The sequence below is a fragment of the Acinetobacter sp. GD03645 genome (assembly GCF_029845285.1).
Taxonomy (GTDB): Bacteria; Pseudomonadota; Gammaproteobacteria; order Pseudomonadales; family Moraxellaceae; genus Acinetobacter; species Acinetobacter corruptisaponis.
The window spans coordinates 88,938-110,750 of record NZ_JAOCLL010000012.1; the positions used below are offsets into that span (position 1 = coordinate 88,938).

The 21,813-nt window shown below is 40.7% G+C and carries 35 protein-coding genes and 1 pseudogene; 34 read left to right on the forward strand and 2 right to left on the reverse strand.

Annotation, left to right across the window (positions count from 1 at the left end):
* The gene (locus N5J47_RS11330) at window positions 1–840 is read left to right on the forward strand and encodes a hypothetical protein (RefSeq protein WP_279959959.1); all 840 of its coding nucleotides are present in this window, start codon (window positions 1–3) and stop codon (window positions 838–840) included.
* Window positions 841–1,120: 280 nt separating this feature from the next.
* Here N5J47_RS11330 and N5J47_RS11335 read toward each other — a convergent pair.
* A pseudogene (locus N5J47_RS11335) lies at window positions 1,121–1,336 on the reverse strand (helix-turn-helix transcriptional regulator); the annotation flags it as partial.
* A 91-nt stretch (window positions 1,337–1,427) separates the two neighbouring features.
* Here N5J47_RS11335 and N5J47_RS11340 point away from each other — a divergent pair.
* The 29 genes from N5J47_RS11340 (at window position 1,428) to N5J47_RS11480 (ending at window position 19,567) form a co-directional block, all read left to right on the forward strand.
* Entirely contained in the window at window positions 1,428–1,700 is a 273-nt protein-coding gene (locus tag N5J47_RS11340) for a Cro/CI family transcriptional regulator (protein ID WP_279959958.1), read from the forward strand.
* A complete protein-coding gene (locus N5J47_RS11345; protein WP_279959957.1) occupies window positions 1,697–2,149 on the forward strand; it encodes a phage regulatory CII family protein in 453 nt (150 codons plus the stop codon). The genes N5J47_RS11340 and N5J47_RS11345 overlap by 4 nt, the downstream gene beginning before the upstream one ends.
* A gap of 73 nt (window positions 2,150–2,222) precedes the next feature.
* Window positions 2,223–2,396, forward strand: coding sequence for a hypothetical protein (locus tag N5J47_RS11350; RefSeq protein WP_279959956.1), 174 nt, complete (start codon window positions 2,223–2,225; stop codon window positions 2,394–2,396).
* Window positions 2,393–2,686: a hypothetical protein gene (locus N5J47_RS11355; protein WP_279959955.1), complete on the forward strand. Its 294-nt coding sequence runs from the start codon at window positions 2,393–2,395 to the stop codon at window positions 2,684–2,686. The genes N5J47_RS11350 and N5J47_RS11355 overlap by 4 nt, the downstream gene beginning before the upstream one ends.
* On the forward strand, window positions 2,683–3,210 hold the full coding sequence (locus tag N5J47_RS11360) for a hypothetical protein (RefSeq protein ID WP_279959954.1): 528 nt from the start codon (window positions 2,683–2,685) through the stop codon (window positions 3,208–3,210). Before N5J47_RS11355 ends, N5J47_RS11360 begins: the two co-directional genes overlap by 4 nt.
* Complete coding sequence (locus tag N5J47_RS11365) at window positions 3,207–4,172, forward strand: helix-turn-helix domain-containing protein (protein WP_279959953.1); 966 nt, start codon at window positions 3,207–3,209, stop codon at window positions 4,170–4,172. Before N5J47_RS11360 ends, N5J47_RS11365 begins: the two co-directional genes overlap by 4 nt.
* The gene (locus tag N5J47_RS11370) at window positions 4,169–4,582 is read left to right on the forward strand and encodes a DUF1064 domain-containing protein (RefSeq protein ID WP_279959952.1); all 414 of its coding nucleotides are present in this window, start codon (window positions 4,169–4,171) and stop codon (window positions 4,580–4,582) included. Before N5J47_RS11365 ends, N5J47_RS11370 begins: the two co-directional genes overlap by 4 nt.
* A gap of 3 nt (window positions 4,583–4,585) precedes the next feature.
* Window positions 4,586–5,074, forward strand: coding sequence for a hypothetical protein (locus tag N5J47_RS11375; protein WP_279959951.1), 489 nt, complete (start codon window positions 4,586–4,588; stop codon window positions 5,072–5,074).
* A 264-nt stretch (window positions 5,075–5,338) separates the two neighbouring features.
* Window positions 5,339–6,403, forward strand: a complete 1,065-nt coding sequence (locus tag N5J47_RS11380; RefSeq protein WP_279959950.1) for a hypothetical protein — start codon at window positions 5,339–5,341, stop codon at window positions 6,401–6,403.
* 61 nt (window positions 6,404–6,464) lie between these two features.
* The gene (locus N5J47_RS11385; protein WP_279959949.1) at window positions 6,465–6,689 is read left to right on the forward strand and encodes a hypothetical protein; all 225 of its coding nucleotides are present in this window, start codon (window positions 6,465–6,467) and stop codon (window positions 6,687–6,689) included.
* A 45-nt stretch (window positions 6,690–6,734) separates the two neighbouring features.
* The gene (locus N5J47_RS11390) at window positions 6,735–7,379 is read left to right on the forward strand and encodes a putative metallopeptidase (RefSeq protein ID WP_279959948.1); all 645 of its coding nucleotides are present in this window, start codon (window positions 6,735–6,737) and stop codon (window positions 7,377–7,379) included.
* 48 nt (window positions 7,380–7,427) lie between these two features.
* Entirely contained in the window at window positions 7,428–7,880 is a 453-nt protein-coding gene (locus tag N5J47_RS11395; RefSeq protein WP_279959947.1) for a DUF2280 domain-containing protein, read from the forward strand.
* Complete coding sequence (locus tag N5J47_RS11400; protein WP_279959946.1) at window positions 7,861–9,132, forward strand: phage terminase large subunit; 1,272 nt, start codon at window positions 7,861–7,863, stop codon at window positions 9,130–9,132. The genes N5J47_RS11395 and N5J47_RS11400 overlap by 20 nt, the downstream gene beginning before the upstream one ends.
* Before the next feature lie 11 nt (window positions 9,133–9,143).
* Window positions 9,144–10,604: a DUF935 family protein gene (locus N5J47_RS11405; protein ID WP_279959945.1), complete on the forward strand. Its 1,461-nt coding sequence runs from the start codon at window positions 9,144–9,146 to the stop codon at window positions 10,602–10,604.
* A complete protein-coding gene (locus tag N5J47_RS11410; RefSeq protein WP_279959944.1) occupies window positions 10,605–11,810 on the forward strand; it encodes a phage minor head protein in 1,206 nt (401 codons plus the stop codon).
* Between the two features lie 54 nt (window positions 11,811–11,864).
* A complete protein-coding gene (locus N5J47_RS11415; protein ID WP_279959943.1) occupies window positions 11,865–12,824 on the forward strand; it encodes a hypothetical protein in 960 nt (319 codons plus the stop codon).
* A gap of 2 nt (window positions 12,825–12,826) precedes the next feature.
* Window positions 12,827–13,210: a hypothetical protein gene (locus N5J47_RS11420; RefSeq protein WP_279959942.1), complete on the forward strand. Its 384-nt coding sequence runs from the start codon at window positions 12,827–12,829 to the stop codon at window positions 13,208–13,210.
* 3 nt (window positions 13,211–13,213) lie between these two features.
* Window positions 13,214–14,287: a major capsid protein gene (locus N5J47_RS11425; RefSeq protein ID WP_279959941.1), complete on the forward strand. Its 1,074-nt coding sequence runs from the start codon at window positions 13,214–13,216 to the stop codon at window positions 14,285–14,287.
* Window positions 14,288–14,297: 10 nt separating this feature from the next.
* Window positions 14,298–14,672 (forward strand): hypothetical protein, encoded by a 375-nt coding sequence (locus N5J47_RS11430; RefSeq protein ID WP_279959940.1) that lies wholly within the window; start codon window positions 14,298–14,300, stop codon window positions 14,670–14,672.
* 8 nt (window positions 14,673–14,680) lie between these two features.
* Complete coding sequence (locus tag N5J47_RS11435; protein WP_279959939.1) at window positions 14,681–15,121, forward strand: DUF1320 domain-containing protein; 441 nt, start codon at window positions 14,681–14,683, stop codon at window positions 15,119–15,121.
* Window positions 15,122–15,128: 7 nt separating this feature from the next.
* Window positions 15,129–15,605 carry a phage virion morphogenesis protein gene (locus tag N5J47_RS11440; protein ID WP_279959938.1) on the forward strand — a complete coding sequence of 159 codons (477 nt, stop codon included), beginning with the start codon at window positions 15,129–15,131 and terminating at the stop codon, window positions 15,603–15,605.
* Window positions 15,598–16,029, forward strand: a complete 432-nt coding sequence (locus N5J47_RS11445; RefSeq protein WP_279959937.1) for a hypothetical protein — start codon at window positions 15,598–15,600, stop codon at window positions 16,027–16,029. Before N5J47_RS11440 ends, N5J47_RS11445 begins: the two co-directional genes overlap by 8 nt.
* Window position 16,030: 1 nt before the next feature.
* The gene (locus N5J47_RS11450; protein WP_279959936.1) at window positions 16,031–16,237 is read left to right on the forward strand and encodes a hypothetical protein; all 207 of its coding nucleotides are present in this window, start codon (window positions 16,031–16,033) and stop codon (window positions 16,235–16,237) included.
* Window positions 16,230–16,982: a hypothetical protein gene (locus N5J47_RS11455; protein ID WP_279959935.1), complete on the forward strand. Its 753-nt coding sequence runs from the start codon at window positions 16,230–16,232 to the stop codon at window positions 16,980–16,982. Before N5J47_RS11450 ends, N5J47_RS11455 begins: the two co-directional genes overlap by 8 nt.
* Before the next feature lie 128 nt (window positions 16,983–17,110).
* Window positions 17,111–17,284, forward strand: coding sequence for a hypothetical protein (locus N5J47_RS11460; RefSeq protein ID WP_279996983.1), 174 nt, complete (start codon window positions 17,111–17,113; stop codon window positions 17,282–17,284).
* Window positions 17,281–17,850, forward strand: coding sequence for a hypothetical protein (locus tag N5J47_RS11465; protein ID WP_279959933.1), 570 nt, complete (start codon window positions 17,281–17,283; stop codon window positions 17,848–17,850). The genes N5J47_RS11460 and N5J47_RS11465 overlap by 4 nt, the downstream gene beginning before the upstream one ends.
* Window positions 17,851–17,887: 37 nt before the next feature.
* On the forward strand, window positions 17,888–18,076 hold the full coding sequence (locus N5J47_RS11470) for a type II toxin-antitoxin system HicA family toxin (RefSeq protein WP_267979548.1): 189 nt from the start codon (window positions 17,888–17,890) through the stop codon (window positions 18,074–18,076).
* 2 nt (window positions 18,077–18,078) lie between these two features.
* Window positions 18,079–18,462 carry a type II toxin-antitoxin system HicB family antitoxin gene (locus tag N5J47_RS11475; RefSeq protein ID WP_267979547.1) on the forward strand — a complete coding sequence of 128 codons (384 nt, stop codon included), beginning with the start codon at window positions 18,079–18,081 and terminating at the stop codon, window positions 18,460–18,462.
* A gap of 139 nt (window positions 18,463–18,601) precedes the next feature.
* Entirely contained in the window at window positions 18,602–19,567 is a 966-nt protein-coding gene (locus N5J47_RS11480) for a hypothetical protein (RefSeq protein ID WP_279959931.1), read from the forward strand.
* A gap of 140 nt (window positions 19,568–19,707) precedes the next feature.
* Here the strand turns inward: N5J47_RS11480 and N5J47_RS11485 are convergent, their stop codons facing one another.
* Window positions 19,708–20,022, reverse strand: a complete 315-nt coding sequence (locus N5J47_RS11485) for an Arc family DNA-binding protein (protein ID WP_279959930.1) — start codon at window positions 20,020–20,022, stop codon at window positions 19,708–19,710.
* A 113-nt stretch (window positions 20,023–20,135) separates the two neighbouring features.
* On the opposite strand from N5J47_RS11485, the gene N5J47_RS11490 reads away from it, so the two are divergent.
* From N5J47_RS11490 to N5J47_RS11505, 4 genes are all read left to right on the forward strand, one after another.
* Complete coding sequence (locus N5J47_RS11490) at window positions 20,136–20,294, forward strand: toxin-antitoxin system HicB family antitoxin (RefSeq protein ID WP_279959929.1); 159 nt, start codon at window positions 20,136–20,138, stop codon at window positions 20,292–20,294.
* Window positions 20,291–21,016, forward strand: coding sequence for a phage antirepressor KilAC domain-containing protein (locus N5J47_RS11495; protein WP_279959928.1), 726 nt, complete (start codon window positions 20,291–20,293; stop codon window positions 21,014–21,016). The genes N5J47_RS11490 and N5J47_RS11495 overlap by 4 nt, the downstream gene beginning before the upstream one ends.
* Before the next feature lie 72 nt (window positions 21,017–21,088).
* Entirely contained in the window at window positions 21,089–21,406 is a 318-nt protein-coding gene (locus tag N5J47_RS11500) for a hypothetical protein (RefSeq protein ID WP_279959927.1), read from the forward strand.
* Window positions 21,403–21,702: a hypothetical protein gene (locus N5J47_RS11505; RefSeq protein WP_279959926.1), complete on the forward strand. Its 300-nt coding sequence runs from the start codon at window positions 21,403–21,405 to the stop codon at window positions 21,700–21,702. The genes N5J47_RS11500 and N5J47_RS11505 overlap by 4 nt, the downstream gene beginning before the upstream one ends.
* Window positions 21,703–21,813 lie beyond the last annotated feature (111 nt).

The following is a 21,813-nucleotide window of genomic DNA, read 5'->3' on the forward strand; positions in this document are numbered from 1 at the left end:
ATGAGGCTGGATTTTAATATTATATTAGTGGATGATGAGTTGGATGATCCAGATAATAGTCGATCTATTTTGGAGTATAAGAAAATTATTGAAGACAGACTAAAGTTAAAAGGCTTTAACCCTTTAGTTCAAATGTTTTCTAATGCAGATGAAGTTGTAGGTTTAACTTTATCTAAGAAAAAGAGAGTTGACCTTTATATCAGTGATAATAATTTGGGTGATGCTGAACATGAAATTAAGGAGGGAATTGATTTATATTTGAACTTAAAAAAACAATTTCATTGTGACTTTTTACTTTATACTCGTTCAGATAAAGATTCTATTATTTTTAAATTAATTAATGATTTAGGTAAAACTAAAGATCCAAATTTATTTACAAGATTTTCATTCATAAGTAGAAGTGATAAAAATCAATGGCATACTTTTACTTATGAATTAATTAATCGTATTGTTAAAATTAGAGAGGAATTTAATAATTTAAGGGGATTATTTGCTGCCAAAATCTCTAGAATTCATGTTTATTTAAAAAGAAAGAATAATATGGCAGAAGAAACAAATATAGATTTTATAGATCTTTTAGATTATTCACTTGAAAATAACAATATTAATATTAATCAATGGCAAAGATTAACTAAGCTAAGATATATGCGAAATGCTTTATTGCATAATGATGAAATATATGATGAAGTTAATGATTGTTACAAGTTGAAATATGAAGAACTCAGATTCAAGTCAGACAAAAGATATGATATACATGAAGCCTGGTTAATAGAATCTTCTACTAATTATGCATCAATTAGAAAAGAACTAGATCATATTGAAAAAGAAATTACAAAATAAAAATGCAAATAAGCGGTATAAATTTATACCGCTTAGATTTATTAAAATTAAGCTATTATTTTTTTGTACCATCACTAGAATTAAATTTAAGCCATGAATTAAGTGTTGAATTAATACCTTTAATCATTCCATCAATAATTTTAAGTTGATCTTCAGTTAAGTTATCTTTTATTACTAAGCTTTCTATTTTATTACTTAATGATTGAATGCTTTTTAGGCATTCAATATTTTCGTTTTTAGAAAAATTATTATTAACTATGTCAAGATTATGTTCATCTTTTCCTGTTGCTAACCAAATAGGACTAACATGCAAATATTTGGCAGCTTTTAATAAATTTTCTCCCTCCATTGTCTTCGATTTTCCACTTAACCAATCACTTACTGATGGGGGTTTTACGCCTACAGCACGAGCAAGATCGACCCCCTTAATTTTTTTAGGAGGTAGAACTTCCATTGCGTATCTAAGACGTTGAGCTAGTGTATTTAATTCATTCATTAGGAGATCCTAACATAAATAAAATAAGGTGTTCCTATTGATTAAAATTAAGGAATGCCTAATAATTAAGTTAATAAATTAGGAGGACGACATGACAGATGACCAATTTATTGAACTTCTTGGTGGAGTTACTTGTGTTGCTAGGTTGTTGGGTATCACTGCTGCATCTGTAAGTGGATGGAAAGCAATTCCTATGGATAGAAAAATTCGCTTAGCCGTGATTGCTGAAGATAAAGGGCTCTGTACACGTAAGGAGCTATTTCCAGACACATATCAAGATATTTGGATTGAATTACGTTCTAACCATAAATCAATCTTACTAATGCTTTCATCTAATAAACACGTTCAAAAGGACAGCCAATGAACATATTAGATGCGGCTTACAACACGGTTCACGACTTTAAAGGCGGGGCAAATGCGCTTGCATTATGCATGGGTATCAAAAGCCCTGCGGTACTCAACAGCAAGGTCAACCCAAACACAGAAACGCATCACCTGACTTTGCTTGAAGCCACAAAACTGATGGGCATAACGGGGGATTTCCGAATACTCCAGGTGATCTGTGCAGCACATGGCAAGGCAGCAATCGACCTACCCGATATACCAGAAAGCCATAGGGACACCTGCCTGATGGATACCTTTTTAAATTTGGGTATCAAGAAAGGTGACGTAACAGAACTATTTAGGGAAATGCTCGCAGACGGGCGAATTACCAGAGGCGAGGCAATTGATATGGCAAAGGTCATACATGACATGCACGTACTACTTGTCATGCTGGCACAACAAATCAACACCTGTATTGAGGGCAAATAAAAACCGCCTCCAGTTTTAAGCAGCAGGAAGCGGTTTATGGCCTTTTATTCATACTTGCTAAGCGAGAATAAATATGAACGAGCACAATCTAGCAAAACAGTCTGATAAAGACAAACAGAATTCTGACTATTTGGATTTAGTTGAATTGGATGAGGGTACAGAACACCAAACCAAAAATCGTTCTATCAATAAAGATGAATCCAAATTTCTGAGTAGGGCGCTGGTCGCCCAAAAGGAGATGACATGAGCAGTTTAAATTTACCTGAGCATAAACAGGTTCAAGCTATTCAGTCATGGTATGAACCTGCATTGACAACACTGGAACGTATGCTTGAGGTACGCAAAGAGAATTTGCGAAAAATTAAGCGTGACGAAAATCAGGCTGCTGTTACCCGTGAAGAATTTATGGAAGCATTAAATAAAGAGCGCCGTATGCCGTTGTATGAAGCAGGCAAGGTTGTGTCAAGTCTCTATCATGCTAAGAAAATCATCATGTTTGGACGTTTCATTCAGATCGTCAAGGATGGTGAAGCATGAAAGAGCGTCCAATTTTATTCTCTACAGAAATGGTAAAGGCTTTACTGGATGGCCGCAAAACTCAGACTCGTCGAATTGTAAAAGGATTCTCACCAGAAGCAATCCATTTTTCAGTAGGTTCGGACCAAGATGCTAATTGTCCATTTGGAAAAATTGGTGACCAGCTTTGGGTTCGGGAATCATTTGGCACAAAAATCAGAAATGTTGGTGGCACACCGCATGAATCATTTGCATACATAGCTACCAATTCAAATGAACCTGTCAAGTGGAAACCAGCAATCCAAATGTCACGTTCAGCATGCCGTTTAGTCCTTGAAATTACAAATATTCGTGTTGAACGGCTTCAAGATATATCTGAAGAAGCTGCTACAGCTGAGGGCATGATTGCCGATGATGATTACTGTGCTGAAGAATATTTTTCAATGTTCTGGAATAAAAGGTATGGCTGGGCTGAAAAAGGCTGGAACGCTAATCCGTGGGTCTGGGTAGTTGAATTCAAGGTAATTCAAGGTGGTAAGCCATGAGTCTAGATGCAACCAACTGGGCTTGGCGCGTCCAGTTTAAAGAAAGAAAAGGTGGAAGCCTGAAACCGCTTAAACGCCTTGTGCTTTTGTCACTGGCAGATCGGGCAGGTGAAGATCATACCTGCTATCCGAGTGTTAAACGTCTGGAAGAGGACACCAACCTTGACCGAAAAACGGTTATGAAGATCATTGCTGAACTTATCGAAGATGGATTGATTCAGGATACAGGAGAGCGAAAGGGACAAACCAAACAGGTGAAAGTTTACCGTCTGCTCGGCGTTTCAGGACGGGAAAATAAAACAGTACCAACAATGCCACCCTTTGATCAGGGAAATACCGATTTAAACAGTACCAATGGTGGAACAGTACCAACAACGGAACAGTCCCATTGTTCCCATGAAAGAGTACCAACAATCCCATTAAACAGTACCAACAGTGGTACACGGAATCTACCAAAGAATCTATCAGAAGAATCTAAAAATAAAAAAACGTGGCTTTGCTTGAAAAAACTTCGTGAAGAATTAGCTCAAGCCGAACCTGACCAGGATCCAGATGAACTGATTCAAGCCAGTTGGTTTGAGCGAGAGCGAAACGCCTTTGAGCGATTCAACGAGGCGAAGAACCTTTGCAATGATCTCATGATTTACCATTTTGCAGACTGGTTGCTGAATGCGAAAACAAAATACCAAACACGAGAACAGCCTCACTTTCCGAAAACAGGGGCACAGGTTCGAATCCCGCCGAGCGCACCGAATGGATTAAGTGATAAACAGATCAATACCTTTGCCCAAAAACTTTCCCATCATCCAGAAGTGGCCAGCACATTCGGCACACCTGGTGAGAGTTATGAGCAACTGGCTGCACGTATCGCAATCAAACTCAGCGACCCTGAACAGTTCGCTTACTGGCTGCCATATCTCAAACAGGTTGGATTTCAGGATTCCAGAAAGGGGGCGGCATGACCTCAATGAGCTTAGATCAATACCGCCGTGAAATTCTTAAACAAGGTGATAAACCTAAGGCCGCCAAGCGCAATAAGTTTAATGCCAGCAAAGTTGAATGTGACGGCATGACGTTTGACAGCAAAAAAGAGTACAGGCGGTACATCGAGCTTAAGGCAATGCAGCAGAGGGGAGAGATATTCGGTCTAGAACATCACACTAAATTTGAACTTGCACCAAAAACCAAAATTGAAGGGGAAAAGAGAGCAAAGCCAGCTCTTAGATACTTTGCTGATTTTACTTATTACAACGGCGAAGGTGAGTACATTGTTGAAGATGTTAAGTCGGAAGCTACGAGAAAGAAAGACAGTTATCGAAACAAAAAGCACTTAATGAAAACGGTTCTAAATATTGATGTAAGAGAGGTTTAATACATGAACTCAAAATTAACAATTATGCAAACAACGGATTGGTCAAAATATACTTTTGAGGAATGGTGCAGACAGCTCGGCGCATGGATAAATGGTGACTCTGAAAAGATGGTTCGCATCGTAAAGACAATGCCTACCAAACGTATTACCCAAAACCAACGTGAAAAACTCTTAGCAATGTACTTGAATGATGAAGGGTTAAGGGATCGGTTGTGTATTAGTAAAACTGGAACATGCTGTCAACTGAATGAAAACGAAGCCCGTGCAATTCAGCGTTTATTCATGGACCTACAGTTGATTGAGGATGAAATTCTACAAGAATGGATTTCAACAATTTGGTCACATCATGTTTTAAGCAATTCGTTAAGAAAAATTGCATATAGTTGTGATACATCAGTAAATCAAATACGCCAAGATTTGAAATGTGGTTTTGCATTTATCAAAAGTCGTTATTCGCAGTTCACGTTTGAAAGTTTTGAAAAAACAACTTGAGTGTGCGCACGGGGTATGGCATATTTATGTTACGTTGGAATTTTTGTACTTAAAGTCAATGTGTGAAGCTCGCTAAATGCGAGCTTTTTTGTTGCACAAAAGAAATATTAGGTTTCTGAAAAAAAACCGAGGTTTTTTAAATTGTAGTAATTCAGATTGATGGAAACAAATACTGACCTATAATCTAATTCAGGGATAAATATGTTGTATATAGTGACTTGAAAATTTCAATTTGTTAAAGTTATGCTATTTAAGTAATAGATTATGAGTGAAAAGTTCAAATATGTGAGATTGGAAATAAGTTCTGTCTTACTGCGATCTTGGAGTGATCTTCTTACTTTGTTAAGGAGAAAGCATTCAACACTTGAAAAAGACTATGTAGCATTTTTATATTGTGGAAAAAACAAGTTCAAAAAAGGGAAAATTAAAAATCCTACATGTATTCATAATTTTAAGTGCAGTTATTTTATTTACAATCCTAATAATATGAGTATATTTTTTAATAGATATAATAAAAATCATAATAAATATAAAATTGCAATGGATTATAAGCTTAAATTTCTAGATAAATTGGAAGTAATTTATAAGCGATTTAATGAAGATTTTAGTAATCAACAAAGTTTCATGTACTCACTTCGAGAGATCGAACCAAAGACACCTTTTAAAAGGCATTCAATACTACAGTTATCAGTTCCTATGATTACTTTGAATGCTGCAATTGTTGAGGGGGCTTTGAGAGAAATATTGGCTAGGTATATTCAAAATGAGATCAATAAACATATTGATGATGGGAATAGAAGTGGAAGGTTTAAACATAACAATTATCAAAAAATTTTAGTTTCCAAGCAGATTAAAATTGAATCGAATAGTTCTTACTCTTCAATATTAGATGAATATTCCATTATTTTTGATTTAAAAATTTCTGAAGTTATTCGTAAAGAAATTATAGTAATTATAGAATCGTTGTTTACTTTAAGAAATATTTTTGCTCACGGAACAAGCATAGTTACTACTGATGTTCCTGTTGAAGAAGATCTGTATTTCAAAAATTGGAATACTAAAGTAATGAAGATGCAGGAAGTTTTAAAGAAATACTTTGGTTCTACTTCTATACATGAAAATATTTCAGATTATAGATTTGCAGAGTTTTACATGAGTTACTCAAAAATTTATTTAAAGAAAATCGCTGAATTTGTAAGAAGTTATGATGAGTCTGGTTGTCAGGCAGTTGAAAGTGTAAATTTTATAAAAATGTTAGACAATGATATGAATATTTCTAATCAATATAATGATAATTACTTGGACTTATATAACTACCCTAAATCCTAATCTATAGAGTGGGTAGTTTTATTGGGGTAGTATATTGATTCCTAATAATTAGAGCTTTGAAATGTATACTCAACAAGAACTTGTAAATATTGCTTCATATGGTGGGGGGTTAGAGTTGGATGCGTCTAAACATACAGTAGCAGAATTAACCAATATTGCTTCTTATGCAGCTAATAAAGGCGCACGAATAACTATAAGCCTTAAGAATAAAAAGCTTAGCTCAGCAGAAATGACGAATATTGCCTCCTATGGCAAAGGTAGTGTGAGTTATAAAGATATTTACTAATCATCTAGAACCGCCCAAGTGGCGGTTTTTTAATGGGAGAAACTTATGAATGAAGTCGGATTTGTAATTCATCAAAGACCATATCCACCAGAATGGATTTTTGCCTTAGATACACCAAACTTTGCACCAGCACCAGAGTTATGGCGATGGATAAAGTCTATTTTTGTCAATCCTGAACATAAGCTATTCAACCCTGATCATGCACATCTTGGAGTGTTCTACTATCCGCAGATCGCCGTGATGTGGGCTAAAGGGGGATTTAAAAAACAATGTCGCTTTGTCGTTGGCCAAGCCGAAAAGATTATGATCAATGCTGGCGGCTGGAAGAAAGAACGGCAGGAAGAACAGTTTTATCAATGGTTCAATGATCTGCCAGATTACCTAATCACAATTGATGCGACATACGCACAACAAGCCAATGATATTGATTTCTGTGCCTTGATCGAACATGAGCTTTACCACATTGCACATAAGAAAGATAAATATGGGGTTCCATCCTATAACCGTGAGACTGGTAAACCTAATTTAGAAATAAAAGGCCACGATGTAGAAGAATTTACAGGCGTTGTTCGCCGTTATGGTGCAAGTAAGGAAGTGCAGGAAATGGTGAATGCTGCAAATCAACGTCCAACAGTGGCTAAGGCCGATGTCTATCATGCCTGCGGAACTTGCTTTTTAAGAGTGGTTTAAAAATTTTTTTACCATTCTACCTTGATGTACCTTGATGGAATGGTTGAAATGGCACGTATTACCAAAAAGGTGAAACTGTTCATCGTTAGGATGCTTGCTGAGTTTGAAACACCCACCAAAACATCCAAAGCAGTTAAAGACATTTTTAATGTTGATGTCTCACCACAGCAATGTGAGCTATATGACCCTACAAAAAGAATGGGGCAGGATTTAAGTCAGGATTTGAGAGATAAATTTTTTGAGTATCGCTGTATAGCCAATCAAGAACTTGAAGCTATTCCAATTGCGAATATGCGTTATCGCTTACAGCTTCTACAGGGCTTGGTTGATAAATATCCAGACAATCCAGTTTTGATCCCCAAATGGGCTGAGCAGGCCGCAAAGGAAATGGGTGGGCAATATACCAATAAACAGGAGGTGGACCATACAAGCAAGGGGGAATCCATCAATAAACCTACGACCATTGAACTGGTAGCGCCTCATGTCAAAAGTACAGATTGAACTGCCACCTAAGCTCATTCCAATTTTTTCACAACCCAACCTGCGCTACCGATCATCTTGGGGCGGGCGTGGTTCAGGCAAGACACGTACCTTTGCATTAATGACCGCCATTAAAGGCTATATGTTTGCCGAGGCGGGTGTAAGTGGGTTGATTCTGGGTGCACGCGAGTTTATGAACTCTCTTGAAGAGTCATCAATGGAAGAGATCAAGCAAGCAATACGCTCGGTACCTTTTCTGGATGCTTACTATGAGATTGGTGAGAAATATATTCGGACCAGGAATCGCAGAGTACATTATGGTTTCTGTGGTCTACGCCATAATCTCGATAGCATTAAGTCCAAGGCAAGAATTTTACTGTGTTGGGTGGATGAGGCTGAAACGGTTAGTGAGATTGCCTGGCGTAAATTATTGCCAACCGTGCGTGAAGCCAATTCAGAGGTTTGGATCACATGGAACCCTGAACGTCGGGATAGCGCAACCAGTAAACGGTTTAGGCATGGTGAGATTCGGGACACCATTACAGGGGAATTGATTGGCCTGGGTGTGGAAATGAACTACACCGATAATCCGTGGTTTCCAGAGGAACTGGAGATTGAACGCCGTCAGGATCAGGCAAACCAGGATGATGCAACCTACCGATGGATTTGGGAGGGTGACTATCTTGAAATGTCTGAGGCACAGATATTTAGAGACAAGTTTGAGGTTAAGGACTTTGTTCCTGATCCATATGGCTGGGATGGTCCCTATCAGGGACTGGACTTTGGTTTTGCCAATGACCCGTTGGCCTGCACCCGATCATGGATCCATGATGATTGCCTATGGATTGAATACGAAGCTGGCGGTGTGGGTGTTGATTTAGACGACACAGTGGAATTGCTGTCAAATCTTATTCCTGACGTGGAGCTATATGTGACCTATGCGGATAATGCCCGACCTGAGTCCATTAGCCATTTAAAACGACATGGGTTGGGTAAGATCAAGCCATGTGAAAAGGGTAAGGGATCGGTTGAGGATGGAATTGCGTTTATAAAATCATTTAGAAAGGTCTACATTCATTCACGTTGCAAAGAGACCCTGAACGAGTTCCGAAATTACTCATACAAGAAAGACCGACTGACTGATGAGGTCTTACCGATCATCGTGGACGCATTCAACCACTATATCGACTCAATACGCTATGCCCTGGAAAAAATATCCAAAGGCAGACACAAATCAAAACCTGCAACAGCAGGAAGCCGTACATTCAATTAAGGTAAACAGCAATGGCAAAGTCTAAAAACAAGGACAAATCGCCTAAAAAGGCTTTGTCTTATGGCAATCTTTACTCTCAGGAAGCTGTTACGCAGTTTTTAATCAACTTTGGCCGTCAGCCTGATACTGACGAGGTGCTTCGCAAAGCTGGCATTGCACGTCATAAACTAAAGGTCTTGCTGGATGATGATGAGATTGCCCAGGCAGTCGAAACCCGTATAGATGCTTTACTGGCAACACCGTTTCGCCTTGAACCAAGTGATACCAATGAAGCCGAATTGCTCAATATCGAGTTAAAGGAATGGTTCTTTGAAATTGCATCAGGATCACTGAATGCGCTGTTATTTGGCTATTCAGTCCAGGAAGCGGTATATGAATTTAAGCCAGATGGCTATGTTGGGTTGCAATGGATTGGTGAAAAGCCAATGCAATGGTTTGAACCAAAGAACGATGGACGCTTGATCTACCGTCAGGATGGTACTGGCAGGGAACAGGAGGTAGACCAGAAACTAAAATTCTTTCTAACCCGCCGCAAGGCTTCCTATGAACAGCCTTATGGCAAAGCCTTATTGGCAACCCTGTACTGGCTGTTTTTCTTTAAACAGAATGGCTTTAAGTTCTGGGCAAAGTTTCTTGAACGGTTTGGTACACCAATTTTACTGGGTAAGGTTGATACAACCGATACAGGTGATATGGCAGAGGCATTATTGAATGCGCATGCCCAAAGTGTACTTGCTATAGATAAAGATGATGATGTCCAGGTCCTTACAGCTGGATCGAATGGAACAGCAGGTTCATCCTTTGATATGTTTCATACCGTACTGATTCGCCAAATTCAGAAAGTGGTCCTTGGGCAAACGCTTACAAGTGGCACTGATGGCACTGGTAGCCGCGCTCTGGGCGAAGTACACGAAAATGTACGTCAGGATAAATTAAAATCTGATATGCGCTTAATCGTACCGACATTGCAGGCAGTGGTTGATGCACTATGCCTACTCAACGGATGGCAAGAACATAAGATCATCTTGGGTGAAAAACCAAAAACGCTAAATAAAGACCAGGCTGACCGTGATGCTGTTCTCAGTAGCATGGGCGTGCAGTTTAGTAAGAATTATCTGGTAAATGCTTATGGTTTTGAGGAGGGGGATATTGAAGCCACTTCGAAAGAAACCGTCATACCCCAGTTCACCGCATTACCACAACGGGCTTTTTCATTTGCTGCCAATGTCAAGAACCTTTCACCAGCACAGCAGGAAGTGGAGGAACTTACAGATGATCAGGGTTCAATAGAGTTGTTGAGTCAAAGGCAGGTCAATGAACTGCTTCAGCAAAGTGAGACACCTGAGGCATTGGCCTTTAACCTGATGCAGCTTATGCCAGGTGTATCCAGGTCATCTTTTACGGCCAACTTGGAAAGGGCCTTATATGCAGGTGATGTGCTTGGGTACGTGACTGCCAGTGGAGGAAAGTAAATGCAACCAGTTACCTTTCTTGAAGCCATGCAGTACGCCCAGGCGCGTAAAATCATATTGCCTGATGAGTTCTACTCACTTGACCTGCGCACCAGACAACTTGCCAGCACCGTCAGTTTTCTTTCGAGCCTTGAACAGATTGAAACGGTAATGAAAGCAGTCAATAAGTCCATTGCCGATGGTTCAACCTTTAATGACTTTAAGAAGCTGGTGGCTGAAAACCAAATCATATTGCCTGAATCCTATCTGGATAATGTGTTTCGCACCAACATCCAGTCAGCCTATGCACATGGACGATGGCAACAACAGCAACGGAACAAGGCAGCACGACCTTACCTGATGTATTCAGCGATTGATGATAGCAGGGTACGACCCACCCACTTGGCCATGAATCGGATTATCCGTCATCTTGATGACCCGTTCTGGTTGATCTGGTATGCGCCAAATGGATTTAGATGCCGCTGTACAATGATTGCCCTAACCGAGGCGCAGGCACTGAAATATGGCATCACGTCGGACGAGGATTTACCTGACGTTGCCGTTGATCTTGGGTGGTCCACTAGTCCCGCTGATTTTGGCGACCTGTCTGATCTGGTTGACCAGAAGATTGCAGATTCAATTCTGGACAAGGAGTTTTTACTCGACCAGAAGCAAGTCATCAAGGCTGAATGGACTGCCAGTGAAAAGCTGACAAGTCTACTGGCACCGATGAATGAAAAGAGCCATGATCTATTTGACACGATCGCCCATACAGTGATTCCACTTGACCCAACAATCAGACCCAGCGCAATTAAAACGTTTCTTGATTATGTGATGGGCAATGATGCGGCCCTTACAGCTTATCTGGGCAATCAGCCGATCAGTCTGGCCGAGGATGTGTTACGCCGTTGGATCAAGGCTGACATGGCACAGATTCAGGCGGTGGCATCCAATACAGCCAAGGTTGTTTCAGGTGCATCATCTTTAAATTACGTGGCTTCATTTCAGGTTGGCCAGACAATCACTTTGGATTCCCCGTTGATGCTGGCTGCATCCAATACCGATGTGGTCATTAAGGTGGAGAACGCCAAGGGTTTGGGCATTGATCTGGAAAAGCTTAACGCTGGTCAGGGGGTGTTGTTTGAAATTGGCATTTCATTTGAGGTTGTGTCAATTACAACTGAAAAAGGGCAATTGGTTTATACATTAAAAGCATTGGTGAATTAACTTTATAATCTTAAAAGCCGTCCATTTTGGGCGGTTTTTTTTATTGGGTGAAATATGGAAACAGATAACGAACAGGGCAAGTTTTTATTTGCCTTATCTGCCTTGGATATTCCAAAAGCCGAAGATGGAAAAAAACGAACATTCCAGGGTACTGCTTACGCTGGTGGACGTGTAGACGGGCATTGGTATTGGGGCAGAACAGGGGTAGTGTTCGACTTGGATGGGATTGAAATTCCAGTACCAACACCATTGCTAGGTGAACATTTTAGTATGTCCCGTGTTGGCGTGGTTAAAAACGTCAATGTTGAGCAGGGCATTAAAGTAGCAGGAGACTTTCTATCTAATCCACAGGCGCAGGAATTTGTTCAGGATAGCGATGACGGATTTCCTTTTCAGATGTCGATGTTTATTGATCCTGGTTCGATTGAGGAAGTCGGTCAGGGCGTATCTGTCATTGTAAATGGTCAATCATTCACAGGACCTGTCGCCGTTTTTCGTAACAACCGTATCCGAGAGTTTACGATCTGTTCCACAGGGGCAGACCGCAATACTGCAATTAAGGCATTTTCAGGCAAGCCAAGCCAACAACCACAGCAAGAGGACACAGACGTGACCGAACTAGAACAATTGAAAGCTGATAACAAGCAGCTTACAACCGAGCGTGACAATGCCTTAAATGAGCTAAAGCAGTTCAAGGCAACAAAACGCACGGATGATATTGCAGCACTGGAAACCGAATTAAAGGTCCAGTTCAGTGCTGAGGATAAAATGGCATACACCAATATGGATGACGTGACCTTTAGCTTTGCAGCTAAACAGTTGTGTCAATTCTCAAGCAAAACACCTGAACAGCAACCAGCACCACAGCCTACACCTGCACAGCCTAATCCAGCATTGGCTCATCTGTTTACCCATCAGGCAAATGGTGGACAGGGTAGTGCAGGTCAGCCGCAGGGTTCCTCACTCGACCAGGCATTTAATCAGTTTGCTGCAGCACAGAAACAAGGAAACTAATCATGGGAAGCACAATTACACAAACCATTGAGAGCCGCCAACTCGTTGTTGGGGATGGTGTACGCACTGAAAATGCCAAGCCAACAACGGCAACGGCTTATAAACGTGGTGACCTAATCGCCGTGAACGCGGCCAATGTTGCCACACATCCTGCTGTAACAGGCGGTGTGGTGGGTGACTGGCATGCCATTGTGGTTGAGGACATGACAGCGGAGCAATCCACCTATCACGCCGCCAATGGCCTTGAAATGCCAATCTATGTGCAGGGGCCTTTTGATGTTGCCGTGGTAACGGTCAACGGCACCAAACTGGCCACCAACCAAGTGGATGCGGTTCGCGCACAGGGACTAAAGAACAAAATCGAATTACGCAAAGTCGTGGGGTAAATCATGAGCGTTAGTTTTACATTTCAAAATGCACCAGTAGAGTTGCTGGACATTCCTCAGCTGGTCTTGTTAACCGACACCACAAAAAAGGTGGATACCTGGTTGATGGACCGTTTCTTCCCTCAACGCGTGTCTTACTCCAAGAAAGAGGTGCCTGTGGGCGAGTTGAACACAGCGACACCACTTGCGCCGTTTGTCAGCCCCAACGTTGCAGGCCGTCAAATCAATGTGGCTGAATCTGGCAAGGTTGCTTTTGTGAAGCCAGCTTATTTAAAGCCGATGGTGACCATTGTGCCAAGTGATGTTCAGGATTCTGCACTGGTCTCACAGTTACGCCGTTATGGGATTGTTGCAACAGGATCAAATCGTTTAAGTGATGCGGAGTTACTGCTGATTGACCAGGCACAAAAGGCGATTTACCTACGCCAGTCAATTGAAAACCGAAAACTGCTGATTGCCCGTGATGTGCTGCTGTATGGCAAAACCACATTTGCATCGGCAGACTTTCCATCCTATACCGTTGACTACAACCGTGATGCAGCATGTAACTTTGCGCCGCTGGTGAAGTGGAACCTTGCCAATGCCACGCCTGTTCAGGACATGCAAAGCATGATCAACATTTCGGTTGAATATGCTGGTGTGGCACCCAACCTGGCACTGACCTCATCAAAGGTTTTCAATGCCTTGATCCAGAATGATGAGTTTAAGGAAAAGTTCATTAAGCCATATGCGAGCATCAGTGTTCCAATCACACCAACATTTGACGATCCAGCTAAACCGCAGTTCCGTGGCACAGTGGATAATGTTCAGATCTGGACCTATGACGGCACCCACAACATGAACGGATCGGTTGAGCGTTTCATTCCTGAAGATTTCTTTGGGATGATCTCTGATGCCAATGGCTGGATGGCGCACTGTGCGATTCAGAATATTGAGGCCTTTGGTCAGGCATTGGAGTTTTTTCTTACCCAGTGGCAGGAAAAGAACCCATCGAGCATTCAAATGCTGGCGGAGTCCTCACCACTTGCTGTGCCAAACAATAAAAACGGTTTGGTTGGTGGTCGTGGCTTTGTTTAAGGAGAACTAAATGCCAAAGTACATTGCAAAACAATCCATTGGTCATTTTCGACCAGGTAAGGAAGTCACAGGGCTTGAAGATAAACAACTTCAGGCCCTTTTAACATCTGGGGCAATTGAGGAATATACGGAGCCTCAACAGGAACAGTCAGATGATTCCTCCAGCCAGTTGCAGCAGCTTGCCGCCGAAATCGCTGATCTGAAAGCGGATAACCAACTGCTCTCAGATGACAAGGTAAAAGCGGATGCCGAAATTGCCGATCTGAAAGCTCAGGTTGCCAAGCTTGGAAAAGACTTGATCGCAGCAACCGCGAAGTCCACCAAGGCTGGTAAAGCCACTGCGGATGAAAACGCAGACAAGGGGACGCCAGAATCAACCAAGTAAGGTGTCCCATGTATGCGACTAGAGCCGATCTTGAAAAAAGGTTTGGTGCAGATGAAATGGCAAACCTTGAAGCCATGCAGACTGTGCCAGGAGCGCTTGAGGAGGCGCTTCAGGATGCCACAGAGGAGATAGACAGCTATGTCGCTGTGGCCTATACATTGCCCTTGCCTGAAATTCCAAGCACCTTAAAACGTGTAGCCTGCAATATTGCCCGTTACCGCCTGTATTTTCAGCAACCAACAGAAGAAATAACAAATCGTTATGAAGCTGAGGTTTCTTATCTAAAGCGGGTTGCTGACAAAAAGGCAGTGCTGCCAATTAAGAATGAGCAGGATCAACCAACAGGTGAGCTTCCACCACAGTCACCAGCAACCATGCCAATCGGCACCACCTACAAGGGTGGTGTTTTTGGTGATGCCGTGCTGGACATGATGCCTAGCATCAAGTGAGGTGCTTATGCCAATCGCTATAACAGTTAAGGCTGATGGTGAATCGCCAATCATAGCCTTAATGGAGCACCTTGTTGGATATGACAAGAAAGCCATGTTTGATGAGATCGGCGCTTATGGCGTTAGTTCAACCCAGATGCGGTTTGTTGACCAGTCTGATGTGGATGGCAATCCCTGGAAACAGTCATGGAGAGCCAGATTGCAGAATGGTCAGACCTTGCGTGACACGGGGCGGCTAATGAATAGCATGACCCATAATGTGCTGGACAATGGCGTGGAGTGGGGTACAAATGTGGAGTACGCCGCCACTATGCATTATGGAGCCACGATCTATCCTAAGACAGCAGGATATTTGGTGTTTCAGGTTGCAGGTAACTGGCGCAAGGTAAAAAAGGTTGAGATTGAACCAAGGACGTTTTTAGGTATCAACAATGAAGATGATGAGTCAATCCTCAACATCATCGGGAGGCACATAAGTGGCTAACTTTTTTGCTGTACGTGCTGAAATTGCCGAAAAGCTCAGGGAAATAGATGGGTTTAAGCAGATTTACACACCGTTAAATTCTGTTTCCGTCACTGAAATGAGCCAGGTTACACCAGCGGCGCATGTAAATTTCCACCGAGTTCGCAAGGTTGATGATGCAGGGCGAGGTAAAAGCAATCTGTTGGGACTTCAATGGGCAGTAACAGTAGCCTGCCGCAATGCCCAGTCACAGCGCAATGATATTACGGCTGTTGCTGATGAGGCTGGTGATTTCCTGAATCAGGTTATTGAACTGTTGGCTGGATGGGAGCCTGACAGTTCAATAGCACCATTGCAGATCGTTGATGTTAAGGATGGATACGGTCCAGCACTTGTCTATTACACCGTGATCTTTGAATCACAAATGATTATAGGAGCTGCTTAACATGGCAGAGAAACAATACAAGGCCCTGCAACCTGTGGGGCGGTTTAAACCAGGTGACTATGTGGCTGGTCTCAGTGAAGAACAGGTTACAGGCTTACTTGCGGCAAAGGTGATCGAGGAGGTGGCTGAAGAAGCCGAAACCAAGCCCGCTGCTGAGGTTAAGGCAACCACCAACAAAACAAACAAAGAGGTTAAAGTAGATGGCTAAGGAATATATTTATCTTCAGGGTAAGTTCTATCTATCCAAGATCGCAAACGGTGTTGCAGGCGCAATGCGTTTCATTGGTAATGTACCAGAGTTTGAGATTGCAATTACCGCCGACCTGATTGAGCACACTGAAAGTACATCAGGAAACAGTACAACGGATTTCACAATGGTGAACACCACGGGTGTTGAGTTCTCAGGTCAGCTTGAGGAAATCAATCCTGAAAATCTTGAGTACATTCTCTCTGGTACCAACCATGAAATTGCATCAGCCACGGTGACAGACCAGAACCTTGGTACCGTGGTGGCGGGTGAGGAAATCATGCTGGATGGGTATAACCTGTCTGCCGTGTCATTTAAGGATTCTACTGGTACGCCCGTTACGGTAGACCCGTCCAAATACACATTAGACAGCAAATTTGGCACCGTGGTTTTCAATGATGTGACAGCGCTGACCATGCCATTGAAAGCAACCTACACCACTGGTGCAGTGACCCAAACCACGATTGCCTCTGATCTGGAGGAAGAGTACGAACTGTTCTTCAAGGGTATCAACAAGGCCACCAAGAAACACATGGCGGTGCGGTTATGGCGTACCAAGAAATCACCTGAGACCACATTCCCACTGATTCATAGTGAACTGGGGCAGTATGAGATTCAGGGGCAGGCTTTGTCAGATGTTGAAAAAGAGTCTGATTCAGCGCTTGGCCTGTATGGTCATATCGTGACGATTCCAGCAGCAGCTTAAACAACCAGTACAGGTACAGGGGCGCATCAGCGTCTTTTTTTGTGCCTATATAAAAGCAAAAAGCCCACGATTCGCAGTCGATGGGCTTTTTTGTGTTCGCCACTTAGCACATTAAGGGAAAACAATAAGTGAATTTTAACCTAGATTTAAAGGTTGATAAAGCCATGAATAAACTTTCTGAAAGTAAAGCCTTAAGAATTTGGACTTATATAATCGCTATTTCTATTTTATTTGGAATATTACTGTGGCAAGCCGCACCAATACTAACTGCTATCGCTAAATTGATAGAGGTTTCAAAATGAATGACTTTTTTCTAGCGAACAATGAATCATTGCCTTACACATTCATTGACCAGAATATCCAGATAAAGCAAATTCAGGTAAAGGATATAGATCGATTTGCACAATATGCCAGTCAGTTTAAAAAATTGGAAAGTTATTCAGTAGAAACAATTACGCCGTTAATAGAGCTATATATTCTTCAGGTCATGGGTGTTTGTTCCATGGCCACTACGCTTGATGCAAATGATTTTGCAAAGCATTCAGAAGAGCACACATTAATAGCTGAACTGATTTTAAATATTATCCATGTGAATGAGGCCTACTTTAAGAAAGAAAAGGTACATCAAGGTTCAGGACAGAAAACCAAAGATGTGAGCTGGTTTCAGTCGTTTGCATACCTGACCAAGTTTGGTGGACATAGACCTGATGACATTATGAATATGTCCTATGGCGCATTTCTAAAGTATCTGGAGGAAGCTCAGGCAATCGAACGCCAGCAGATGAAGTCCTATGCCATAGCAACCAGGGTGGCCAACAATGCCAAACAGAGCGCGTGGGATAAATATCTTAAACAGTTGGATGGTTAATCTAGCTTAACGCTATTTGAGTGTGTATAATTACACAATGAACAGTAAAGACATTATTAAGCGCTTGGAACAAGAGGGCTGGGTCAAAGTGGGGGGTAAGGGTGATCATGAGAAGTTCAAGCATCCTGAAAAGCCTGGGCATGTAGTTGTGCCGCACCCCCGCAAAGATATGCCTATTGGAACATTGCGTAATATATATAAACAAGCTGGCTGGGAATGGAGGTAAATATGTTGTATCCAGTATATGTTCATAAAGACCAAGATTCTGCTTATGGTTTAACTTTTCCTGATTTTGACGGGTGCTTTAGCGCCGCAGATGATATGCAGGATATTGCACGTATGGCTCAAGAAGCTGTAGAAGTGTATTTTGATGGGGAGGATTTAGAGTTACCCGAACCATCAAGTCCTGAGCAATGGATCGGTGATGATCGTTTTGAGGGGGGGTATTGGTTGTTAGTGGATATTGATACCTCTAAAATCAATAGCAAATCTGTACGTATTAATATCAGCATGCCAGAGGCATTGGTTAAACGTATTGATGCAGTCGCCAAGAAACAACATTTAAGCCGCTCTGCATTTTTAGCTAAAAGTGCTGAAATGGCGTTGCATTAATCGTGGAAATCAAGACAAAAGAAAAGCCCCAAACGGGGCTTTTTTAATCCATTTTTTCTTGCAGATGCACCCTACAACACCCCCAAGTTGAGGTATATTTAAGGATAAGTGATTGGCTTGGTGACCTGAGAAAAATAGAATGACTCCCTTACCTTTGAAAATTTATTACACGCTAAAAGAAGCCGCAAAATTCTTAAATGAACATTTAAAGCGTTCTGATATTGATGAGTCGTATTTTTTTCAGTTGGGTATAAGAGGAGATATACGTTTAGGGGTATTTGCAAAGCCAAATAATTTAGGTGAAGATGATACAGGTGTTTTCTACCCTAATACTTTCGGTTTAGAATTTGATGAGTCAAATCAGTTAGATGTTCTTGAAATTATACACTCAACAGTTTTAACTTTAAATGAAGCGGGGGCAATATTAATTTTAAATAGTGGGTCTGTAAAAGATATTTATTTCAATTTAGTTGTAAAAATTAATAACACTTATTTTGATAATGTTTATTCAATTGATACACAAGAATTTTGTGTAATTGGGGAGTGGGAGAAAGCATTTCAATGTTGTAGTTTTTTTGATAAATTAAGAGTTTTAGAATTTTTTGATCTTTCCCATTATTCTCATAAACACAATGCCATACATCAAAGTTATTCTAGAGGACAAGATTTTATTTCATTTCCTGAAATTGAAGAAGATGATGACTGGAAAATAGCATATTGGTTTAATGATAGTTTTAATTGGGAAAACATGGATGATTTTCAATCTGAGAGAGAAATAACTAAGAATGATTGTTTTGTCTTAGGTGAAGATATAGAACTGCTCTTAAATGGTAAAAAAAGAGAACCTGTTGAGAGGCATCCACGTAAGCGGTCAAATCAGATACTCCATTTAGAACATAATTTAAAGCTACACCCTAAGCGTGAAAATTCAATAAATAAGATCATACTAGCCTTATCTAGTAAAGCAGGTTTAGATTTAAATAATCACATAACTGCATACGAAAAATTAAAATCTTTTTGTGAAATTAATGGGATTGATTTACCTAATAAAGATACTTGTGGCAATCTATTTAAAGCAGCAAATCAATTCAAAAACTCTAAATAGAGTCTGATTTATTTATCTAGAGGAAGTTAATTCTAAATAGACTCTAAATAGAACAAACCTAGAAGAAGTTTAACCATACTAGCCTTATCACCCACGATGAGGCTTTTTATGAAGACTCTTACTCTAAAGTCACTAATGACTTACTTTTTAGAATTTTTTTCAGCATCGTCGTCTAATAATAAATTTGCAGCATCTACAATTGTTCGATTGATAGACTGGGTATCTAATCCTTGTTTTTTAAGAATTCTCATTAAATTCAGGAGAAACTTCTCTGATACAAGTTCATATATTTCATCTGTACTTTCATTTCTATTAGATAAAAAGCTTTCCTCAAGTCTAGAGACCATTTCAGCACTTTGTGAACGGTTATTTTCTTCAGCAGCTTTTTCAATTTTTTCTTTTAATTCAGGCGGAACACGTAATCGAACGATAGTGTGATCGGCTTGGTTACTCATAGAAACCTCAAAAGCCACAAAATGTGGCAAAAATTTAAGTTGATCTATTTACATTACCACAAAGTGTGGCTATATTTATAAAAAGCCACAAATTGTGGCATTTAGGAGGAAGAATGAAACCAAAAGAATTTATCTACGTTAAAGTTCGCCTTAAAGATGAACTGCACGAGAGGCTGAAAGCGAAAGCACAACAGGAAGAACGCTCGATGAATTACCTAATCAATAAGGCAGTTGAGTTATTGGTAAACCAAAATAAAGAGGTAAAAGCATGAATGCAATTGTCCCACTACTGACTCAATCCATGACCAGTTTAGAAATTTCTGAACTCGTAGAAAAGCGTCATGATAATGTTAAGCGCACTATTGAAACATTAGCAAAAAGTGGTGTTATTCAACTTCCTCAAATTGAGGATTTCGAGAAAATCAATAACTTAGGTTTAACTATTACTGTTAAAGCCTATGTATTCACAGGCGAACAAGGCAAACGAGACAGCATTATTGTAGTGGCTCAATTATGTCCTGAATTTACCGCTCGCTTAGTAGATCGTTGGCAGGAGCTTGAAGCCCAAGTAGCTAAACCAACTGATCCAATGAAACTACTGGCAGATCCACATGCTTTACGAAATGCCTTGCTGACTTACTCTGAAAAAGTGATTGAGCTGGAGCAGAAAGTTGAAGTCATGCAACCAACCATTGATGCTTTTGATCGTATAGCAACAGCGGATGGGAGTTTATGTTTGACTGATGCAGCCAAGACTTTACAGCAAGAACCACACAAATTTAACAAGTGGCTTAATTTGAATGATTGGATCTATAAACGTACTGGCAGCAAACATTGGGTTGCGTATCAGGAAAAAATCAAAGCAGGATATTTAGAACACAAAGTTAAGGATATTCCAATGCCTGATGGTTCAGTGAAAATTTCAGAGCAGGTGAGAGTAACACCAAAAGGCTTAACTCGACTTTCTAAATTATTAGGAAACAACAATGTTTAATTTAGGCAATAAAAAAGCCCTCGACTTTGGACGGAAAAGGGCTTTTGGATTGCTAACACAGGAGTATTAACAATGAGCAGTATAAATGAATTTCCATATAATATGCAAAATATGAAAAAAGCAGAGGCAAAACCATTTGTACCGTATGGCTGTGTACGCAATTTCTTTACTACCCATCAGGATGCGCAGGAACACCATGCTTACGATATAGCACAATGCTTTTTAACTCAGGCTTTAGCAACGGCCAGGCTCCTTATTGATAATGGGGAGGATATAGCAGGGTTCCGTTTCAACCACGAAGTGATTATTGATGCTATTTCTGGAATTGAGACTCAAATAGAAATGGCATTAAAAGCTTTGGAACATCAACCAAAGGGAGATGCGGTATGAATGCTATTGTCCAGCCAAGTGCAGAAAAACAGGTTAAAACCTATGATGCAGGTGATTTATTGGATGTCTATGCTGTTGCTCATGAGTCAACAGAGTGGCTATCTACACTGATTACCCAAATTAAGAAAGAAATGAAAAAAACTCAGACGGATCTTGAGGAGAGAGGTATTCATCCAGCAACTTTTTATACATTAGAAAGTTTGTTGGGTTTGACAGAGTATTTTGCTGAAGATCGAGCCAATTTCTTTGATGTACAACGAGAGGAATACGAAAAAGAATGGGAAGCCACTAAATGATATTTCAGAGCCTTGCGAAAGCAGGGCTTTTTTATTGTCTAAATTTTCAGTTTAGCCACGTAAATATGTCATCACCGCATTTTTACGTGGCTTTTTTTATGTGGTGATGAG

Bases quoted from the DNA above. Each gene is read 5' to 3' on its own strand.
- N5J47_RS11330 (WP_279959959.1), top strand. From the start codon at position 1: ATGAGGCTGGATTTTAATATTATATTAGTGGATGATGAGTTGGATGAT.
- N5J47_RS11340 (WP_279959958.1), top strand. From the start codon at position 1,428: ATGACAGATGACCAATTTATTGAACTTCTTGGTGGAGTTACTTGTGTT.
- N5J47_RS11345 (WP_279959957.1), top strand. From the start codon at position 1,697: ATGAACATATTAGATGCGGCTTACAACACGGTTCACGACTTTAAAGGC.
- N5J47_RS11350 (WP_279959956.1), top strand. From the start codon at position 2,223: ATGAACGAGCACAATCTAGCAAAACAGTCTGATAAAGACAAACAGAAT.
- N5J47_RS11355 (WP_279959955.1), top strand. From the start codon at position 2,393: ATGAGCAGTTTAAATTTACCTGAGCATAAACAGGTTCAAGCTATTCAG.
- N5J47_RS11360 (WP_279959954.1), top strand. From the start codon at position 2,683: ATGAAAGAGCGTCCAATTTTATTCTCTACAGAAATGGTAAAGGCTTTA.
- N5J47_RS11365 (WP_279959953.1), top strand. From the start codon at position 3,207: ATGAGTCTAGATGCAACCAACTGGGCTTGGCGCGTCCAGTTTAAAGAA.
- N5J47_RS11370 (WP_279959952.1), top strand. From the start codon at position 4,169: ATGACCTCAATGAGCTTAGATCAATACCGCCGTGAAATTCTTAAACAA.
- N5J47_RS11375 (WP_279959951.1), top strand. From the start codon at position 4,586: ATGAACTCAAAATTAACAATTATGCAAACAACGGATTGGTCAAAATAT.
- N5J47_RS11380 (WP_279959950.1), top strand. From the start codon at position 5,339: ATGAGTGAAAAGTTCAAATATGTGAGATTGGAAATAAGTTCTGTCTTA.
- N5J47_RS11385 (WP_279959949.1), top strand. From the start codon at position 6,465: ATGTATACTCAACAAGAACTTGTAAATATTGCTTCATATGGTGGGGGG.
- N5J47_RS11390 (WP_279959948.1), top strand. From the start codon at position 6,735: ATGAATGAAGTCGGATTTGTAATTCATCAAAGACCATATCCACCAGAA.
- N5J47_RS11395 (WP_279959947.1), top strand. From the start codon at position 7,428: ATGGCACGTATTACCAAAAAGGTGAAACTGTTCATCGTTAGGATGCTT.
- N5J47_RS11400 (WP_279959946.1), top strand. From the start codon at position 7,861: ATGTCAAAAGTACAGATTGAACTGCCACCTAAGCTCATTCCAATTTTT.
- N5J47_RS11405 (WP_279959945.1), top strand. From the start codon at position 9,144: ATGGCAAAGTCTAAAAACAAGGACAAATCGCCTAAAAAGGCTTTGTCT.
- N5J47_RS11410 (WP_279959944.1), top strand. From the start codon at position 10,605: ATGCAACCAGTTACCTTTCTTGAAGCCATGCAGTACGCCCAGGCGCGT.
- N5J47_RS11415 (WP_279959943.1), top strand. From the start codon at position 11,865: ATGGAAACAGATAACGAACAGGGCAAGTTTTTATTTGCCTTATCTGCC.
- N5J47_RS11420 (WP_279959942.1), top strand. From the start codon at position 12,827: ATGGGAAGCACAATTACACAAACCATTGAGAGCCGCCAACTCGTTGTT.
- N5J47_RS11425 (WP_279959941.1), top strand. From the start codon at position 13,214: ATGAGCGTTAGTTTTACATTTCAAAATGCACCAGTAGAGTTGCTGGAC.
- N5J47_RS11430 (WP_279959940.1), top strand. From the start codon at position 14,298: ATGCCAAAGTACATTGCAAAACAATCCATTGGTCATTTTCGACCAGGT.
- N5J47_RS11435 (WP_279959939.1), top strand. From the start codon at position 14,681: ATGTATGCGACTAGAGCCGATCTTGAAAAAAGGTTTGGTGCAGATGAA.
- N5J47_RS11440 (WP_279959938.1), top strand. From the start codon at position 15,129: ATGCCAATCGCTATAACAGTTAAGGCTGATGGTGAATCGCCAATCATA.
- N5J47_RS11450 (WP_279959936.1), top strand. From the start codon at position 16,031: ATGGCAGAGAAACAATACAAGGCCCTGCAACCTGTGGGGCGGTTTAAA.
- N5J47_RS11455 (WP_279959935.1), top strand. From the start codon at position 16,230: ATGGCTAAGGAATATATTTATCTTCAGGGTAAGTTCTATCTATCCAAG.
- N5J47_RS11465 (WP_279959933.1), top strand. From the start codon at position 17,281: ATGAATGACTTTTTTCTAGCGAACAATGAATCATTGCCTTACACATTC.
- N5J47_RS11470 (WP_267979548.1), top strand. From the start codon at position 17,888: ATGAACAGTAAAGACATTATTAAGCGCTTGGAACAAGAGGGCTGGGTC.
- N5J47_RS11475 (WP_267979547.1), top strand. From the start codon at position 18,079: ATGTTGTATCCAGTATATGTTCATAAAGACCAAGATTCTGCTTATGGT.
- N5J47_RS11480 (WP_279959931.1), top strand. From the start codon at position 18,602: ATGACTCCCTTACCTTTGAAAATTTATTACACGCTAAAAGAAGCCGCA.
- N5J47_RS11485 (WP_279959930.1), bottom strand. From the start codon at position 20,022: ATGAGTAACCAAGCCGATCACACTATCGTTCGATTACGTGTTCCGCCT.
- N5J47_RS11490 (WP_279959929.1), top strand. From the start codon at position 20,136: ATGAAACCAAAAGAATTTATCTACGTTAAAGTTCGCCTTAAAGATGAA.
- N5J47_RS11495 (WP_279959928.1), top strand. From the start codon at position 20,291: ATGAATGCAATTGTCCCACTACTGACTCAATCCATGACCAGTTTAGAA.
- N5J47_RS11500 (WP_279959927.1), top strand. From the start codon at position 21,089: ATGAGCAGTATAAATGAATTTCCATATAATATGCAAAATATGAAAAAA.
- N5J47_RS11505 (WP_279959926.1), top strand. From the start codon at position 21,403: ATGAATGCTATTGTCCAGCCAAGTGCAGAAAAACAGGTTAAAACCTAT.